Source organism: Streptomyces sp. NPDC127038, assembly GCF_042725875.1.
Classification (GTDB): Bacteria; Actinomycetota; Actinomycetes; order Streptomycetales; family Streptomycetaceae; genus Streptomyces.
On the sequence record NZ_JBHXDQ010000039.1, the window covers coordinates 70,643 to 86,091 of the forward strand.

General features: G+C 72.5%; 14 protein-coding genes. 7 read left to right on the forward strand and 7 right to left on the reverse strand.

The window, feature by feature from the left end; all coding sequences use genetic code 11:
- Positions 1-17: 17 nt before the first annotated feature.
- From ACFWI4_RS25080 to ACFWI4_RS25095, 4 genes are read right to left on the reverse strand one after another with little or no spacing between them, the layout of a single operon-like run.
- Positions 18-797 carry a CDP-alcohol phosphatidyltransferase family protein gene (locus ACFWI4_RS25080; RefSeq protein WP_387200141.1) on the reverse strand — a complete coding sequence of 260 codons (780 nt, stop codon included), beginning with the start codon at positions 795-797 and terminating at the stop codon, positions 18-20.
- Positions 775-1,836, reverse strand: coding sequence for an iron-containing alcohol dehydrogenase family protein (locus ACFWI4_RS25085; RefSeq protein ID WP_387200144.1), 1,062 nt, complete (start codon positions 1,834-1,836; stop codon positions 775-777). Before ACFWI4_RS25085 ends, ACFWI4_RS25080 begins: the two co-directional genes overlap by 23 nt.
- Positions 1,824-2,576: a sugar phosphate nucleotidyltransferase gene (locus tag ACFWI4_RS25090; protein WP_387200147.1), complete on the reverse strand. Its 753-nt coding sequence runs from the start codon at positions 2,574-2,576 to the stop codon at positions 1,824-1,826. The genes ACFWI4_RS25085 and ACFWI4_RS25090 overlap by 13 nt, the downstream gene beginning before the upstream one ends.
- Positions 2,573-4,369, reverse strand: a complete 1,797-nt coding sequence (locus ACFWI4_RS25095; protein WP_387200182.1) for a DUF5941 domain-containing protein — start codon at positions 4,367-4,369, stop codon at positions 2,573-2,575. The genes ACFWI4_RS25090 and ACFWI4_RS25095 overlap by 4 nt, the downstream gene beginning before the upstream one ends.
- Positions 4,370-4,689: 320 nt before the next feature.
- On the opposite strand from ACFWI4_RS25095, the gene galE reads away from it, so the two are divergent.
- The 4 genes from galE to idi all read left to right on the forward strand — a co-directional run bounded on the left by galE (position 4,690) and on the right by idi (position 8,261).
- Positions 4,690-5,670 carry a UDP-glucose 4-epimerase GalE gene (gene galE, locus ACFWI4_RS25100; protein WP_387200150.1) on the forward strand — a complete coding sequence of 327 codons (981 nt, stop codon included), beginning with the start codon at positions 4,690-4,692 and terminating at the stop codon, positions 5,668-5,670.
- A gap of 135 nt (positions 5,671-5,805) precedes the next feature.
- Positions 5,806-6,744 carry a cation diffusion facilitator family transporter gene (locus ACFWI4_RS25105; RefSeq protein WP_385403616.1) on the forward strand — a complete coding sequence of 313 codons (939 nt, stop codon included), beginning with the start codon at positions 5,806-5,808 and terminating at the stop codon, positions 6,742-6,744.
- Between the two features lie 268 nt (positions 6,745-7,012).
- The gene (locus ACFWI4_RS25110) at positions 7,013-7,543 is read left to right on the forward strand and encodes a GNAT family N-acetyltransferase (protein ID WP_387200153.1); all 531 of its coding nucleotides are present in this window, start codon (positions 7,013-7,015) and stop codon (positions 7,541-7,543) included.
- A gap of 124 nt (positions 7,544-7,667) precedes the next feature.
- A complete protein-coding gene (idi, locus tag ACFWI4_RS25115) occupies positions 7,668-8,261 on the forward strand; it encodes an isopentenyl-diphosphate Delta-isomerase (protein WP_385403618.1) in 594 nt (197 codons plus the stop codon).
- Between the two features lie 61 nt (positions 8,262-8,322).
- On the opposite strand, the gene ACFWI4_RS25120 is transcribed toward idi, so the two are convergent.
- Positions 8,323-8,823, reverse strand: a complete 501-nt coding sequence (locus tag ACFWI4_RS25120; protein WP_385403651.1) for an ATP-binding protein — start codon at positions 8,821-8,823, stop codon at positions 8,323-8,325.
- Positions 8,824-9,146: 323 nt separating this feature from the next.
- Between ACFWI4_RS25120 and ACFWI4_RS25125 the strand changes: the two genes are divergently transcribed.
- A complete protein-coding gene (locus ACFWI4_RS25125; protein WP_387200158.1) occupies positions 9,147-9,890 on the forward strand; it encodes an enoyl-CoA hydratase/isomerase family protein in 744 nt (247 codons plus the stop codon).
- Between the two features lie 103 nt (positions 9,891-9,993).
- Here the strand turns inward: ACFWI4_RS25125 and ACFWI4_RS25130 are convergent, their stop codons facing one another.
- Both ACFWI4_RS25130 and ACFWI4_RS25135 read right to left on the reverse strand, forming a co-directional pair.
- Positions 9,994-10,629: a DJ-1/PfpI family protein gene (locus ACFWI4_RS25130; protein WP_387200161.1), complete on the reverse strand. Its 636-nt coding sequence runs from the start codon at positions 10,627-10,629 to the stop codon at positions 9,994-9,996.
- A gap of 184 nt (positions 10,630-10,813) precedes the next feature.
- Positions 10,814-11,767, reverse strand: coding sequence for a GlxA family transcriptional regulator (locus ACFWI4_RS25135; RefSeq protein WP_387200164.1), 954 nt, complete (start codon positions 11,765-11,767; stop codon positions 10,814-10,816).
- 112 nt (positions 11,768-11,879) lie between these two features.
- Here ACFWI4_RS25135 and ACFWI4_RS25140 point away from each other — a divergent pair, with 112 nt between their 5' ends.
- On the forward strand, positions 11,880-12,746 hold the full coding sequence (locus tag ACFWI4_RS25140; RefSeq protein ID WP_387200167.1) for a hypothetical protein: 867 nt from the start codon (positions 11,880-11,882) through the stop codon (positions 12,744-12,746).
- A gap of 192 nt (positions 12,747-12,938) precedes the next feature.
- A complete protein-coding gene (locus ACFWI4_RS25145; RefSeq protein ID WP_387200170.1) occupies positions 12,939-15,332 on the forward strand; it encodes a Tex family protein in 2,394 nt (797 codons plus the stop codon).
- The last annotated feature ends 117 nt before the right edge of the window (positions 15,333-15,449 follow it).

Below are 15,449 nucleotides of genomic sequence, written 5' to 3' on the forward strand. Positions count from 1 at the left end.
GACCTTCGTGCCCGTACTCACTTGAGCCTGCTCGAAGCGAGGATGGACACCAGGTGCAGCACGGTCTGGAGCAGCGCGATGCCGGCGAGCACGGCGGTGCCGAGCCGGGTGAAGAACAGGTCGCCCCTGACCTGGTCCGCTACGGCCAGCAGCAGGATCAGCAGGGACGCCTCGATGCCGAGGATCAGCCGGTGGAACTTGAGCGCCGCGGCGGCCCTGCGGGCCAGCGCCACGCCCGACGAGCGGGGCTCGGACGCCGCCTCCTTGACCGGCGGCAGCCCGCCCTGGTGACGGGCGACGCCGACGAGGTCGGTCTCCGCCTTGACCAGAATCGCGCCGAGGGCGGCCAGCGTGCCGAGGAAGGCCCACAGCCAGTCGACGCGGCCGCCGCCCCACAGGTCCGCGGCGCGCAGGCCGAGACCGACGAGGACGGCGGCGTCGGTGAGATAGGCGCCGACGCGGTCGAGGTAGACCCCGCCGAGCGAGTACTGCTTCTTCCAGCGCGCTATCTCGCCGTCGACGCAGTCGAGCAGCAGATAGAGCTGGACCATCACCACGCCGAGCACCGCGCCCGCGATCCCCGGCACCAGCAGGGCCGGGGCCGCGAGCACGCCGCAGAGGGTCATCAGGTACGTGAGCTGGTTGGGCGTGATCCTGGTGTTCACCAGGTAGCGGTCGCAGCGCAGCGAGATCTCTCGCATGTACAGGCGTCCCGCCCAGTGCTCACCGCTGCGCCGGTCCTTCACCCCTGGGGGATGAACGACGGGGCGAAGTTCAGCTACCGATGGCCTTGGCATAGTCGGAGTAGATGTCCTTGATCTGGTGGGTTTTCAGGTCGAGGTGTTCGAGGATCGTGTAGCGGCCGGGCCGGGTCTGCGGAGCGAACTCCACGACCTCCACGAACTCGTCCACGGTGAAGCCGATCTCCTCGGGCAGCACCGGCAGTCCGTGCCGCCGCAGCACCTCGGCCATGAACGCGGCCTCCTCGTGGGCGCCGCGCAGATGCATCGCGAAGGCCGCGCCCAGGCCGCACTGCTCGCCGTGGCTCGCCGCGCGCTCGGGGAAGAGGAGGTCGAAGGCGTGGTTGATCTCGTGGCAGGAGCCGGAGGCCGGCCGGGAGTCGCCCGAGATCGACATCGCGACGCCGGTCAGGACCAGCGCCTCGGCGAGGACCTGGAGGAAGTCGTTGTCTCCGACACCCCCGGGGTGCCTGAGCACGGCCTCGCCCGCCTGGCGCGCCATGGCGGCGGCCAGCCCGTCGATCTTCTCGCCCTTGACGCGGTTGGACAGTTCCCAGTCCGCGATCGCGTTGATGTTGGAGACGGCGTCCCCGATGCCCGCCCGGACGAACCGGACCGGCGCCTCCCGGATCACGTCGAGGTCGATCACCACGGCGATCGGGTTGGGCACACCGTAGGAGCCGCGGCCCGCGTCGTTGTCGAGGGTGGCGACCGGTGAGCACAGACCGTCGTGCGCGAGGTTCGTGGGCACCGCGACCAGGGGAAGCCCGACGCGCGCGGCGGCGAACTTGGCACAGTCGATGATCTTGCCGCCGCCCAGGCCCACGACCGCGTCGTAGTGCCCGGCCCGCATGGCACCGGCCAGGCGGATGGCGTCGTCGAGCGTGCCACCGCCGACCTCGTACCAGGTGGCTCCCGGCAGCGCCGGGGCGAGCCGCTCGCGCAGCCGTGCCCCGGAGCCGTTGCTGACGGCTATCGCCAGTTTGCCCGAGTGCGAGATGCGCTCGTCGCTGAGCACGCTCGCCAGGTCGTCCAGGGCACCCGGACGGATGTCGACGACGACCGGCGAGGGGATGAGCCTCGTCAGTACTGGCACGCGATCTCACGTCCCTTGGCGAGGTCGTCGTGGTTGTCGATCTCGACCCACTTGACGTCGCCGATGGGCGCGACGTCGATCGTGAAACCGCGGTTGACGAGCTCCTGGTAGCCGTGCTCGTAGAACTGCTGCGGGTCGGTCTCCCACACGGTCTTCAGCGCGTCGGCGAGCTCGTCGGCGGCGGCGCCCTCGATGAGGGTCACACCGATGTACTCGCCGGTGGCCTCGGCCGGGTCCATGAGCTTGGTGATCTTCCGGACGCCCTGCTCGGGGTCCACGACGACCTTCATCTCCTCGTCGGCGAGCTTCTTCACCGTGTCCAGCGCGAGGATGATCTTCTTGCCCTCGCCGCGGGCGGCGAGCAGCGTGCGCTCGACGGAGACCGGGTGCACGGTGTCGCCGTTGGCGAGGATCACGCCGTCCTTGAGGGCGTCACGTCCGCACCACAGGGAGTAGGCGTTGTTCCACTCCTCGGCCTTGTCGTTGTCGATCAGCGTGATCTTGAGGCCGTACTTCTCCTCAAGGGCCGCCTTGCGGTCGTAGACGGCCTCCTTGCGGTAGCCGACGATGATGCCGACCTCGGTCAGACCGATCTCGGCGAAGTTGCCGAGGGTCAGGTCCAGGACCGTGAGGGAGTCCTCCGCGCCCTCGGGGCCGACCGGCACGAGCGCCTTCGGGAGGGTGTCGGTGTAGGGGCGCAGACGCCGGCCGGCGCCGGCCGCCAGCACGAGGCCGATCATGCGGGTTCTCCTTCATCGTGTACGGCGGGGGCCCCGGAGGACACCCAGAAGCGGATGCTCTCGGCGAGCACCAGCAGGGCGACGGCCACGGCGAGTGCCGTGAGCGCGACCTTGAACTGTGAGGCGGTGAGCAGCGCGGCCAGGACGGTGACCAGCAGCGTCCTGCCTTCGTGCCCCCCGATCGCCCGCACCAGCCAGTGCGGGGGAGCCGCGGCGTTTCCGCGAATGCGGTACACCGTGTCGTAGTGATGGTAGGCGACGGCGGCCACCAGGCCGAAAGCCGCCGGAAGCACCCCGTTCATGCCGGCGTTGACCGCCAGTGCCAGAACGGTGAGGTATTCGGCCGCGCGGAAGAACGGCGGGACCAGCCAGTCGAGGGGGCCCTTGAGGGGCCTGAGCAGGGCTGCGGGCGACAGCAGCACGTACACGAGGGCACCGAGCACGGGCAGCCAGCCGCCGTACGGGGCGAGTGCGGCGGATGTCACGACGACGGCGCCGGCGACGAGGGCGACGACGGCCGGGGCGACGCGCGCGAGGCGGCCCGTGTAGCGGGTCAGGTACTCGGCGAGCGGGCCGGAGTCGGTGAGGTCCACCAGGGCCTGGGCGGCCCTGTCGGTGCGCCGGGCCTTGCGGGTGAGCGAGCGCAGCACCCGGCCCGCCGTGGTGTAGGTGGCCGCGAAGGCACAGCCGGCGATCAGCGCGTAGAAGGTGATGCGGGGGGTCGTCAGCGCCGTCAGCACGGCGATCATCGCCCATCGTTCGCCGATGGGCAGGACTATCATCCGGCGCACCCAGACCGTCCAGCCGACGCTGTCGAGCTTGTCGGAGAGGGCGGCGGTGGGGCTGGTGTTGGCGGTGGCGTCGTGGTTCGCCTCGTTGAAGGAGAAGTCCACGACGTGCCGGCAGGTCTGGAGGATCATCGCGCCGAGCGCGAGCGCCCACACGTCGTCGCCGCCGCGGGCCGCGCCGAGCGCGAGTCCCGCGTAGTAGGCGTACTCCTTGGCGCGGTCGAAGGTCGCGTCCAGCCAGGCGCCCAGCGTCGAGTACTGCAGGGAGTAGCGGGCGAGCTGTCCGTCCGTGCAGTCCAGGACGAAGGAGCACAGCAGCAGCACACCGGCGGCGACGAAGCCGACGCGGGTGCCGGTGGCGGCGCAGCCCGCGGCGATCAGCGCGGTGATCAGCGACGCGGTGGTGACCTGGTTCGGGGTCAGGCCGCGGCGGGCGCACCAGCGGGCGATGTAGCGCGAGTACGGGCTGATGCAGTACGTGGTGAAGAACCCGTCGCGGGCCTTGACGGCACCGCGCAGCCGTACGGCCTCGTCGTCGACGGCCAGGACGGCCTGGCGGACGCCGTTGCGCTCCTGCGGATCGGCGGGGACCTCGGCGACGAGGGTGCCGAGCTCCGGGCGGTGGACGGTGAGGTCGTCCGCCTCCAGCGCCTCGCCGAGGCGCTCGGGGAGGTTTTCGGGGGCCGCGACGCCGTTGCCGGCGGCCACGGTCTCGCGGGTCAGGGCGCGGGCCAGGGCCCGCCGGGCCTCGGGCTGCACGGTGACGGCGCCCGGAAGCGCGGAGGCCGCGAAGCGGGGGTCGGTGAGACCGAGACGCAGGGCGTGCACGTGCCCGACGAAGCGGGCGTCCACGACGGCGACCCGCTGGTCCGCCGGGACGGCGGCGAGCAGGGTCTCGGTCTCGCCCGCGTCGGACGCGAGGCGCACGTCGAAGCCGAGCGACCGCAGATCGCCTTCGAGCGACGATCCGGGGACCGGTTGACCGGTGAGGATGGCGGTCGGCAGCGAACTCACTCCCTGGGTGCCGGCACGGCCTGGCGGCCGGCGTGTGCGTGATGGGACGGCCCCCGGCTCATGGCTGGGGCCCCGGCGGCATGTCGGCAGAGGCTATCGGATGAACGGAAGGGGGCGTTCATCAGCCGTTCACGGCCCGATCAGCCGATTTTGTCCGGCGCATGCCGCGATCATCATCAGGGATCCCGGGCCCGGGTCACAAGCACCGCTGCACGGAGCGGAACATTCCCGGCAGGGTGTGCCGCACGCCATGGTTCCCCGAAAGCGGGGCACACCGGACACGGTCGCCGGCCCGCATAGGGTGGTCGTCCATGACATGGCTGATCACAGGCGGAGCCGGATACATCGGGGCACACGTGGCACGGGCGATGGCGGGTGCCGGAGAGCGCGTCGTGGCCCTCGACGACCTGTCGTCGGGGGTACCGAACCGGCTCCCGGAGAGCATCCCCCTCGTCCAGGGGTCGTCGCTGGACGGTGATCTGCTCAAGCGGGTCCTGGCGGAGCACGCGGTCACCGGGGTGGTGCACCTCGCCGCCCGCAAGCAGGTCGGCGAGTCCGTGGCCGAGCCGACGCGCTACTACCAGGAGAACGTGGGCGGCCTCGCGACCCTGCTGGAGGCCGTGGCGGGGGCGGGCGTCGAGCGGTTCGTCTTCTCCTCGTCGGCGGCCGTGTACGGCAACCCCGACGTGGACCTCATCACGGAGGACACCCCCTGCGCCCCGATGAGCCCGTACGGCGAGACGAAGCTCGCCGGCGAGTGGCTGGTGCGGGCGGCGGGCCGGGCGCACGGCATCTCCACGGTGTGCCTGCGCTACTTCAACGTGGCCGGAGCGGCCTCGCCGGAGCTCGCCGACACCGGGATCTTCAACATCGTCCCGATGGTGTTCGACCGGCTCACCCGGGGCGAGGCCCCGCGGATCTTCGGCGACGACTACCCGACCCCCGACGGCACCTGCGTACGGGACTACATCCATGTCGCCGACCTCGCCGAGGCGCATCTCGCCGCGGCCCGGCGGCTGACGCGGGGGGCGAGCGGCGATCTGACGGTGAACATCGGGCGGGGCGAGGGCGTCTCCGTACGGGAACTCGTGTCGCTCGTCGCCGAGGTCACCGGGAACCCCGTGGAGCCCCTCGTCGAGCCGCGCCGCCCCGGCGACGCGCCCCGGGCGGTCGCCTCGGCCGCTCTGGCCGCCGCCGAGCTGGACTGGAGCGCGCACCGAGGGGTCCGCGAGATGGTGGAGTCGGCCTGGCGGGGCTGGCTGCTGCACCATCCGGAGATCGCCGGGAACTGACGTCGCCGACGCTCTGACCTGCGGATCGTTTTCGCAGGTCAGAGCATATGACAACGGTGTTCAGTGCCGCGTTGCCCGATACCCCCCGCCCGTAGTTGACTGGCACGACCGAGCGGCAAACAGGAGGCGGCTTTCATGGGGGCAGGGCACGACCACGGGCACGGGCACGGAGCGCCCCCGTCCGGTACGGCGACCGCCGCCTACCGCGGGAGGCTGCGGGTCGCGCTGGCGATCACGCTCACCGTCATGGTCGTCGAGATCTTCGGCGGCCTGCTGGCCGATTCGCTCGCGCTGGTCGCGGACGCGGCCCACATGGCGACGGACGCGCTGGGGCTGGGCATGGCCCTGCTCGCGATCCACTTCGCGGCGCGCCCGCCGAGCGAGAAGCGCACCTTCGGCTACGCGCGGGCCGAGATCCTCGCCGCGCTCGCCAACTGTCTGCTGCTCTTCGTCGTCGGCGGCTATGTGCTGATCGAGGCGATCCAGCGCTTCATCACCCCGGCGGACACCCACGGAGGGCTGACGATCGCGTTCGGTGTGTTCGGTCTGGTCGCCAACACCGTCTCGCTCACACTGCTGATGCGCGGGCAGAAGGACAGCCTGAACGTGCGCGGCGCCTTCCTGGAGGTGGCGGCCGACGCCCTGGGCTCGCTCGCGGTCATCCTCGCCGCCGTGGTGATCATGACCACCGGCTGGCAGGCGGCGGACCCGATCGCCTCGATCGCCATCGCGCTGATGATCGTCCCGCGCACCTGGAAACTGCTCCAGGAGACCCTCGACGTACTCCTGGAGGCGGCGCCCAAGGGGGTGGACATGGCGGAGGTGCGCTCCCACATCCTGGCGCTCGACGGCGTCGAGGACGTCCACGATCTGCACGCCTGGACCATCACCTCCGGCATGCCGGTGCTCTCCGCGCACGTCGTCGTCAGCTCCGACGTCCTGAACGCGATCGGCCACGAGAAGGTCCTGCACGAGCTCCAGGGCTGTCTGGGCGTGCACTTCGACGTCGAGCACTGCACGTTCCAGCTGGAGCCGAGCGGCCACGCGGAGCACGAGGCGAAGCTCTGCCACTGACGGTCCGCGGCACCGCCCGGGCGGGCCGGGACGGGCGGCTCCGGCGGGCCGGGACGGGCGGCTCCGGCGGGCCGGGACCGGCCGGGGGAAATCCGGAGGCGGCGCCGGGCGGGCGCTGCTAGCGTGGCCGGGATCTCTGGAGGTGGGTTGATGACGGCCGTCGCCGGCGCTGCCACGCGCAGCGCCCTCAGCGTCCCCGTCTCCCGGGCCCGGGGCTGACCGCGGTTCATCCGACGCGTCGGCCGGGCCCCTCGTCCAAGGGCTTCCCATGACCGACCGTTCAGCACACAGCACCGCCTGGCGCACCCGTCAGGAGACCCCGTCCGACGCCGCCGAGGTGCACGCCGTGACCGCCGCCGCCTTCGGCCGGGCGGAGGAGGCCGACCTGGTGGACGCGCTGCGCGCCGATCCCGGAGCGTGGCTTCCCGGCCTGTCGTACGTGGCCGAGGCACCGGACGGCACGATCGCGGCGTACGCCCTGATCACCCGCTGTCACGTCGACGACGTGCCGGCGGCCGCGCTGGCACCGGTCGCCGTCCGTCCCGATCTGCATCGCCTGGGCGCCGGATCGGCCGTCGTCCGCGCGGTGCTGGAGGCGGCCCGCGCGCGGGGCGAGGGGCTCGTCCTCGTGCTCGGGCATCCCGGGTACTACCCGCGGTTCGGCTTCGGGCCCGCCTCCGAGCACGGGATCCGGCCCGGTTTCGACGTGCCGTCCGAACACCTGATGGCCCTCGTCCTCGACGGTTCCTCGCCGGTGGCGCCGGGCACGATCAGGTATCCGGCCGCGTTCGGCGTCTGACCCATGCCGGCCGCATGTCCCGCCCCGGGGTCCCGGGGCGGGACATGCGGAGAGTCGCGAAGTGCCGGGAGTGCCGGATTCGTACGGCAGACTTGGGGCTGGAAAACCGATGCGAAGGATGGGTATGCCGATCACACCTGCCACCGCGACGCACAGTTCGTCGAACGGCACCGCTGAAGCGATCTTGCTGGAGCTGGTCGACGAGGACGGCAACACGATCGGCACGGCGGAGAAGCTCGCGGCCCATCAGGCGCCGGGGCAGCTGCACAGAGCGTTCTCGGTGTTCCTCTTCGACGAACAGGGCCGACTGCTGCTCCAGCAGCGCGCGCTCGGCAAGTACCACTCCCCCGGTGTGTGGTCGAACACCTGCTGCGGCCACCCCTACCCGGGCGAGGCGCCCTTCGCGGCGGCGGCCCGGCGCACGTACGAGGAGCTCGGGGTGTCGCCGACGCTGCTCGCCGAGGCCGGCACGGTCCGTTACAACCACCCGGACCCGGACTCCGGACTGGTGGAGCAGGAGTTCAACCATCTGTTCGTCGGGATGGTGCAGTCGGCGCTGCGGCCCGACCCGGAGGAGGTCGGCTCGACGGCGTTCGTGACCGCCGACGAACTCGCGGAGCGGCACGCGAAGGACCCGTTCTCGGCGTGGTTCATGACGGTGCTGGACGCGGCCCGTCCGGCGATGCGGGAGCTGACGGGTCCGTCCGCGGGCTGGTAGCCGGCCCGCCGGGCTCTCGGGAGCCCGGGCGTTCAGCGCTCGGTGCCCGGACGCTCGGCGCTCAGACGTTCGGAGCGAGCGGCAGGGCGGCCCAGATCACCTTGCCGCCGCCCGCGGTGTACTCGACGTCGCAGCCTCCGCCGTACTCCCTGGTCACCTCGCGGACCAGCAGCAGGCCCCGGCCGCCGGTCTGCCCGTGGTCGGCCTCCAGCGCGGTCGGACGGTAGGGGTGGTCGTCCTCGACGGAGACCCGCACCCAGTCGGCGCCGACCGCGACCTCCACCGCGAGCATCGGCGACAGAAGTGCCGCGTGCTTGACGGCGTTCGTGACCAGTTCGGAGACGATCAACAGCAGTCCCTGAACGACATCGTCCGAGACCGGCACCCCCTGGCGGACCAGCAGATCACGGACGGCGTGCCGCGCCTGCGGCACCGAGGCGTCGACGGCGGCGGCGGTGAACCGCCACACCCCCTCGTACGGGAGCGGTCCCGGCGATCTGACGTCGGGAGTCACCACTGCGCCTTCGGGGCTCGGGTCGGACCCCCGCCCGAGGTTCTCCATCGTCCGGTCGCCACCCTTGCGCTCGATTGTCACCACACGTCGAGTGTTGGTAATGCGCCGGTCCGTACCGGTTGACTGAACAGAAGTCAGCAATTATCGCCGATTTCTGACCGCCGATGCGCGAGAAAGTCGCTTCTACGACAGGTGTTATCGCTTTCATGTCAGCTTCCGAAACTCTTCGGGTTGTACGGGTTTGCCCCCTCTGCTGACCCCGCGCGTTCCCCCGCCACTCCCCCGCCGCTCCGCCGCCGTTCGCCCCGCCCGTGAGGCGGCCCGCGACCACGGCCGGGGCCCGGCCGGCCGGGGCGGATAGCATCCCGCACATGGAGCCGCAGCTGTTGCACCACGTCGGCGACGGGGTCGCCACCGTCGTCATCCATCACCCCGCCAAGCGGAACGCCATGACGACGCCGATGTGGCGAGCGCTCCCGCCGCTGCTGGACACGCTGGCCGGGCGCGCCGACGTGCACGCGCTCGTGCTCACCGGCGAGGGCGCGACGTTCTGCGCCGGCGCGGACATCTCGACCCTGCGGGAGTCCCCGGACGAGGCCCAGGGCCTCGCCGTGCTCGCCGAGGAGGCCCTCGCCGCGTTCCCGAAGCCGACGCTGGCCGCGATCCGCGGCTACTGCGTGGGCGGCGGATCCCAGCTGGCGGCCGCCTGCGATCTGCGATTCGCCGAGGAGGGCTCGCTGTTCGGGGTGACCCCGGCGAAGCTCGGCATCGTCTATCCGGCCTCCTCCACCCGGAGGCTGGCGGCGCTGGTGGGACCGTCCGCCGCCAAGTACCTGCTCTTCTCGGGCGAGTTGATCGACACCGAGCGCGCGCTGCGCACCGGCCTCGTGGACGAGGTGCTGCCCGAGGGCCAACTCCGCAAGCGGGTGGCGGAGTTCACCCGGGTCCTGGCCGCGCGCTCCCTGCTGACGCAGTCGGCGGCGAAGGAGTTCGTGGACGGGCGCACCGACCGTGACGCCCACTGGGCGGCGCAGGCGCGCTCCGGCGGCGACACCGCGGAGGGCGTCGCCGCGTTCCTGGAACGCCGTCAGCCTCGGTTCACCTGGGCTCCGTGAGGGCCGCCTGCCGGGCTCGGACGGCAGGTCGTGGCGCCGCCCTGCACGTCGTGGCGCCGCCCGGGCACCCGAGGCGAGGTCCGCGGTACGAGGCGTCCCCCGGCTACGTCAGCGGGAAGCGGCTCCCGCTCCGGAACCTCTCGACGAGGTGCGCGGGGGCCTTCTCCGGGGACCCGGCGTCGTAGGGCGGCTGCGGGTCGTACTCCGTCAGCAGTTGGACGGCCTGGGCGTGTTCGTCCCCGGCGATGCGCCCGAGCAGGGCGAGCCCCATGTCGATGCCGGAGGAGACACCGGCCGAGGTGACGTACGTGCCGTCGAACACCACCCGCTCCCCCGTGGGCTCGGCGCCGAACCGCTTCAGCTCGTCGAGGGCCAGCCAGTGGGAGGTGGCCCGGCGGCCGTCCAGGAGCCCCGCGGCCGCGAGCAGCAGCGAGCCGGTGCACACCGAGGTCGTCCAGAGACTGGTGGTGTCGGCGGCCCGCAGCCAGTCGAGGAGCACCGGGTTGTCCATCTGGTCGCTCTGGCCCGGCCCTCCGGGCACGACCACGATGTCCGGGTGCGGCACCTGCGCGAGGCTCTTGTCCGCTGTCAGGGCGAGCCGGCCGGTGTCGGAACGGACCGGTCCCGTGCGCTCGGCGACGAAGACGGTGTCCGCGTCCGGGAGCCGGCCGAGGGTCTCGTAGGGGCCGACGGCGTCCAGGGCGGTGAAGCGGTCGTAGAGGACGATGGCGATCTGCATCGGGTTCCTTACGTCGAGACATCGAGACGTCGATACATCGATACGTCGAAGGGGTGGACCTCGGGCGTCCGGGCGGACGCCGAGCGGCGGGACGTCCGGCGGCGGGGCCGTCGGCCGGAGCCGTCGATCGGTGGGGGCCGTCGGCCGGGTGCCGTCGACCGGTGAGACCGTCGGCCCGGTGCCGTCAGCCGGTGGGGGCCGGTCTGAAGCGGCGCCGGTATTCGGCCGGTGCCGAGCCGAGGAGCTTCACGAAGGCGCGGCGCATGGCCTCGGGCGTGCCGTAACCGCAGGCCCGTGAGACCTCCTCGACCCCGTCGGCGGTGTCCTCCAGGAGACGGCGCGCGTGTTCGAGCCGCACCTGCTCCACGTACCGGCCGGGCGTCGTACCGGTCTCCGTCCGGAAGGCACGGGCGAAATGGCGCGGGGAGAGACGGGCGCGGACCGCGAGCGACTCGACGCTCAGATCCTCGCCCGGGTGCTCGGAGATCCACTGCTGGACCTCCCTCAGCGGTTCGCGTGCCGCGGTCTGGGCGGCGAGCTGGGCGCTGAACTGGGCCTGGTTGCCGGGCCGCCGCAGGAAGACCACGAGATGCCGGGCGACGGTCAGGGCGGCGTCACGGCCGAGGTCCTCCTCCACGAGGGCGAGGGCCAGGTCGATGCCGGAGGTGACACCCGCCGAGGTGGACACGTTCCCGTCGCGGACGAAGATGGGATCGGGCTCGACCGTGACCGCCGGATGGTCGCGGGCGAGCCGGTCGCAGTAGGCCCAGTGGGTGGTGGCGCGGCGGCCGTCGAGCAGGCCCGCCGCAGCGAGCAGGGCGGCGCCGGTGCACACCGAGACCAGGCGCTCGGCGCGCGGGCCGTGGGCGCGCAGCCAGTCGGTCAGGCGGGGATCCGGGCACCGGGTGCCGCTGCCGCCGGGGACCAGCAGGGTGTGCGGGGGCGGCGTGCCGGCGAGCGGGCGGTCCGGGACCAGGACGAGGCCGCTCGAGGAGCGGACCGGGCCGCCGTCCAGGGAGGCCGTACGGATGTCGTACGAACCCTTCCGATACGTTCCGGCGCCCGCGAACACCTCCAGGGGGCCGGTGACGTCGAGGCTCTGCACGCCGTCGAAGAGGACGATCAGCACCGTTCGCATGTCCTGATTCTCGGCCGGTGCGCTCATGGCGGCAATGACGAGAACCCCACCTTTCCTGCCATCGGGGATCCGGAGGTTCACGGCATACCAACCAGTCGGTAATGTGCCGGGTATGACCACTCCCCTGCCGGAGCGCGCCGGCCGACGCTGCCACAACGTCCTCAATCCGCTGCACTCCACGCACTACTTCTCGCCCGACCTGGGCCGTGAGCTGGCCGCCGTCGGCATCGACGACGAGCGCACCGGCTACTTCGCGGTGCGGTCCGCCGCGATGGGCGCGGTCGGCGCGGGCACGGTCACGGCGACGTTCTTCAACTTCCGGCACGAACTGGTCGCCGAGCACGTACCCGCCGTCTGGCGGACCGCGTCCCCCGAGACGGTGCTCGCGGCCCGGCTGCGCGCCGTGGACGCGACGCTCACGCGGCTGCTCGGCAAGGACGTCATCGCCTCCGCCGAGGTGGCCGAGGCCGCGGAGCTCGCCCTGCGCGCCACCGAGGCCTGCGGACGGACCGCGCGGCCGCTGTACGCGGCGCACGCCGACCTTCCCGTGCCCGAGTCGCCGCATCTGGCGCTCTGGCACGCGGCCACCCTGCTGCGCGAGCACCGCGGCGACGGTCACCTCGCGGCGCTGCTGGACGCCGAGCTCGACCCGGTGGAGGCCCTGGTCAGCCACACCGCGACCGGCAAGGGCATGGCTCCGCGGTGGGTGCTGGGCACCCGCGGCTGGTCCCGGCAGGACTGGGAGGCGGCGTCCGCGCGGCTGCGGGAGCGCGGGCTGCTGGACACGGACGGCGAGCTGACGCAGGCCGGTGCGGACCTGCGCCGGGACATCGAGGCCCGCACGGACCGCCTGGACCGTGCGCCCTACGAGCACCTGGGGGCTGCCGGGGTCGAGCGGCTCACCGAGCTGGCGAAGGGCCTGCTGATGGCGGCGTTCGCCGCGGGCGCGTTCCCGGACGGAATGATCGGCAAGGGCTGACGCGGGCCGGGCCCGGGGCAGAGGCTGGGCCGAGGCGGGGGCCCGGGGCCGTGCAGGCGAGGCCGATGCGGGGGCCGGTGGCGGGAGCACCGGGCGGCGCGCGGGGCCCCCGTGTGGCGCCCTGAGCCCCCGTTGTCGGTGTCACCTGCCACAATTGCCGCGCAACCTCAGTGGAGAAGGCGGTACGGGATCGTGACGACACCCCTCGTAGGGTCCATCGAAGGCAGGATCGCCGAAGAACTCGGTGTGCGGGAGCGGCAGGTCAAGGCCGCCGTCGACTTGCTCGACGGCGGTTCGACGGTGCCCTTCATCGCCCGCTACCGCAAGGAAGCGACCGAGATGCTCGACGATGCGCAGCTGCGCACCCTCGAGGAGCGGCTGCGCTATCTGCGGGAGCTGGAGGACCGGCGGGCCGCGATCCTCGACTCGGTGCGCGAGCAGGGCAAGCTGAGCCCCGAGCTGGAGGCGCAGATCAGGGGCGCCGAGACCAAGGCGCGCCTGGAGGACATCTACCTGCCGTTCAAGCCCAAGCGGCGCACCAAGGCGCAGATCGCGCGCGAGGCCGGCCTTGAGCCGCTGGCCGAGGGCCTGCTCGGCGACCCGTCGGTCGACCCGCAGGCCGCGGCCGCGGCCTTCGTCGACGCCGACAAGGGCGTCGCGGATCCGCAGGCCGCACTGGACGGCGCCCGCGCGATCCTCACCGAGCGGTTCTCCGAGGACGCCGACCTGATCGGCGAGCTGCGCGAGCGCATGTGGGTGCGCGGCCGGCTCGCCGCCAAGGTGCGTGACGGCAAGGAGGAGGCGGGCGCCAAGTTCTCCGACTACTTCGACTTCGCCGAGCCCTTCAAGGCCCTGCCCTCGCACCGGATCCTCGCCATGCTCCGCGGCGAGAAGGAGGACGTCCTCGATCTCGTCCTGGAGCCGGAGGAGCCCACCGAGGGACCGTCCTCGTACGAGGGGATCGTCGCGCACCGCTTCGGCATCGCCGACCGCGGCCGGCCCGGCGACAAGTGGCTTACGGACACCGCCCGCTGGGCCTGGCGCACCCGCATCCTCGTGCACCTCGGCATCGACATGCGCCTGCGGCTGCGCACCGCCGCCGAGGACGAGGCGGTGGACGTCTTCGCGGCGAACCTGCGGGACCTGCTGCTCGCCGCCCCGGCGGGCACGCGCGCGACGCTGGGCCTGGACCCCGGCTTCCGTACGGGCGTGAAGGTCGCCGTCGTCGACGCGACCGGCAAGGTCGTCGCCACGGACGTCATCCACCCGCACGTCCCGGCCAACCGGTGGGACGAGGCCATCGCCAAGCTCGCCCGGCTGGCCAAGGAGCACGCGGTCGAGCTGGTCGCGATCGGCAACGGCACGGCCTCCCGCGAGACCGACAAGCTCGCCGGTGAGCTGATCACCAAGCACCCGGAGCTGAAGCTCACCAAGGTGATGGTCTCCGAGGCGGGCGCCTCGGTGTACTCGGCGTCCGCGTTCGCCTCGCAGGAGCTGCCCGACATGGACGTGTCGCTGCGCGGCGCCGTCTCCATCGCGCGCCGGCTCCAGGACCCGCTGGCCGAACTGGTGAAGATCGACCCGAAGTCCATCGGCGTCGGGCAGTACCAGCACGACCTGTCCGAGGTGAAGCTGTCCCGTTCGCTGGACGCGGTGGTCGAGGACTGCGTGAACGGCGTGGGCGTGGACGTGAACACCGCCTCCGCCCCGCTGCTCGCCCGGGTCTCCGGCATCACCTCGGGCCTGGCCGAGAACATCGTGGCGCACCGCGACGCCAACGGCCCCTTCACCTCCCGTACGGCCCTCAAGAAGGTGGCCAGGCTCGGCCCCAAGGCGTACGAGCAGTGCGCGGGCTTCCTGCGCATCCGCGGCGGCAGCGACCCGCTGGACGCGTCCAGCGTGCACCCCGAGGCGTACCCCGTGGTGCGGCGGATGGTGAAGACGGCGGGCAGCGAGGTCGCCTCGCTGATCGGCAACACGGGGGTGCTGCGCTCGCTGAGGCCGGCCGACTTCGTGGACGAGACCTTCGGTCTGCCGACCGTCACGGACATCCTCAGGGAACTGGAGAAGCCGGGGCGCGACCCGCGGCCCGCCTTCAAGACGGCCACCTTCAAGGAGGGCGTGGAGAAGATCTCCGACCTGTCCTCCGGGATGGTCCTTGAGGGGGTCGTCACGAACGTCGCGGCCTTCGGGGCGTTCATCGACATCGGCGTCCACCAGGACGGCCTGGCACACGTCTCGGCGCTGTCGAAGACCTTCGTGAAGGACCCGCGGGACGTCGTGAAGCCGGGTGACATCGTCAAGGTGAAGGTCCTGGACATCGACATCCCGCGCAAGCGGATCTCGCTGACGCTCCGGCTGGACGACGAGGCCGCGGACCCGGCGGCCGAGGGCGGCGGCGGCCGGCCCCAGCGGGGCGGGCGTCCGCCCCAGCAGCGCGGCCAGCAGCAGCGGCAGGGCCGCGGCGGCGGAGCGGGTGCCTCGGGCGGGGGCGGCTCCCGGCAGGCGGCGCCGCCGGCGAACAGCGCCATGGCCGACGCCCTGCGTCGCGCGGGCCTGACCGGCCCCGAGCGCGGCCGGAAGTGACACCGGTCTGACAGGGGAAGGGGGGGGCCCCCGGGGGGGGGGGGGCCCCCGACCCCGGGGGGGGGGGAGGCCCGGGGGCGAGAAAACGGACAAGGGGCCGGGCCCATGGGGGGGCCC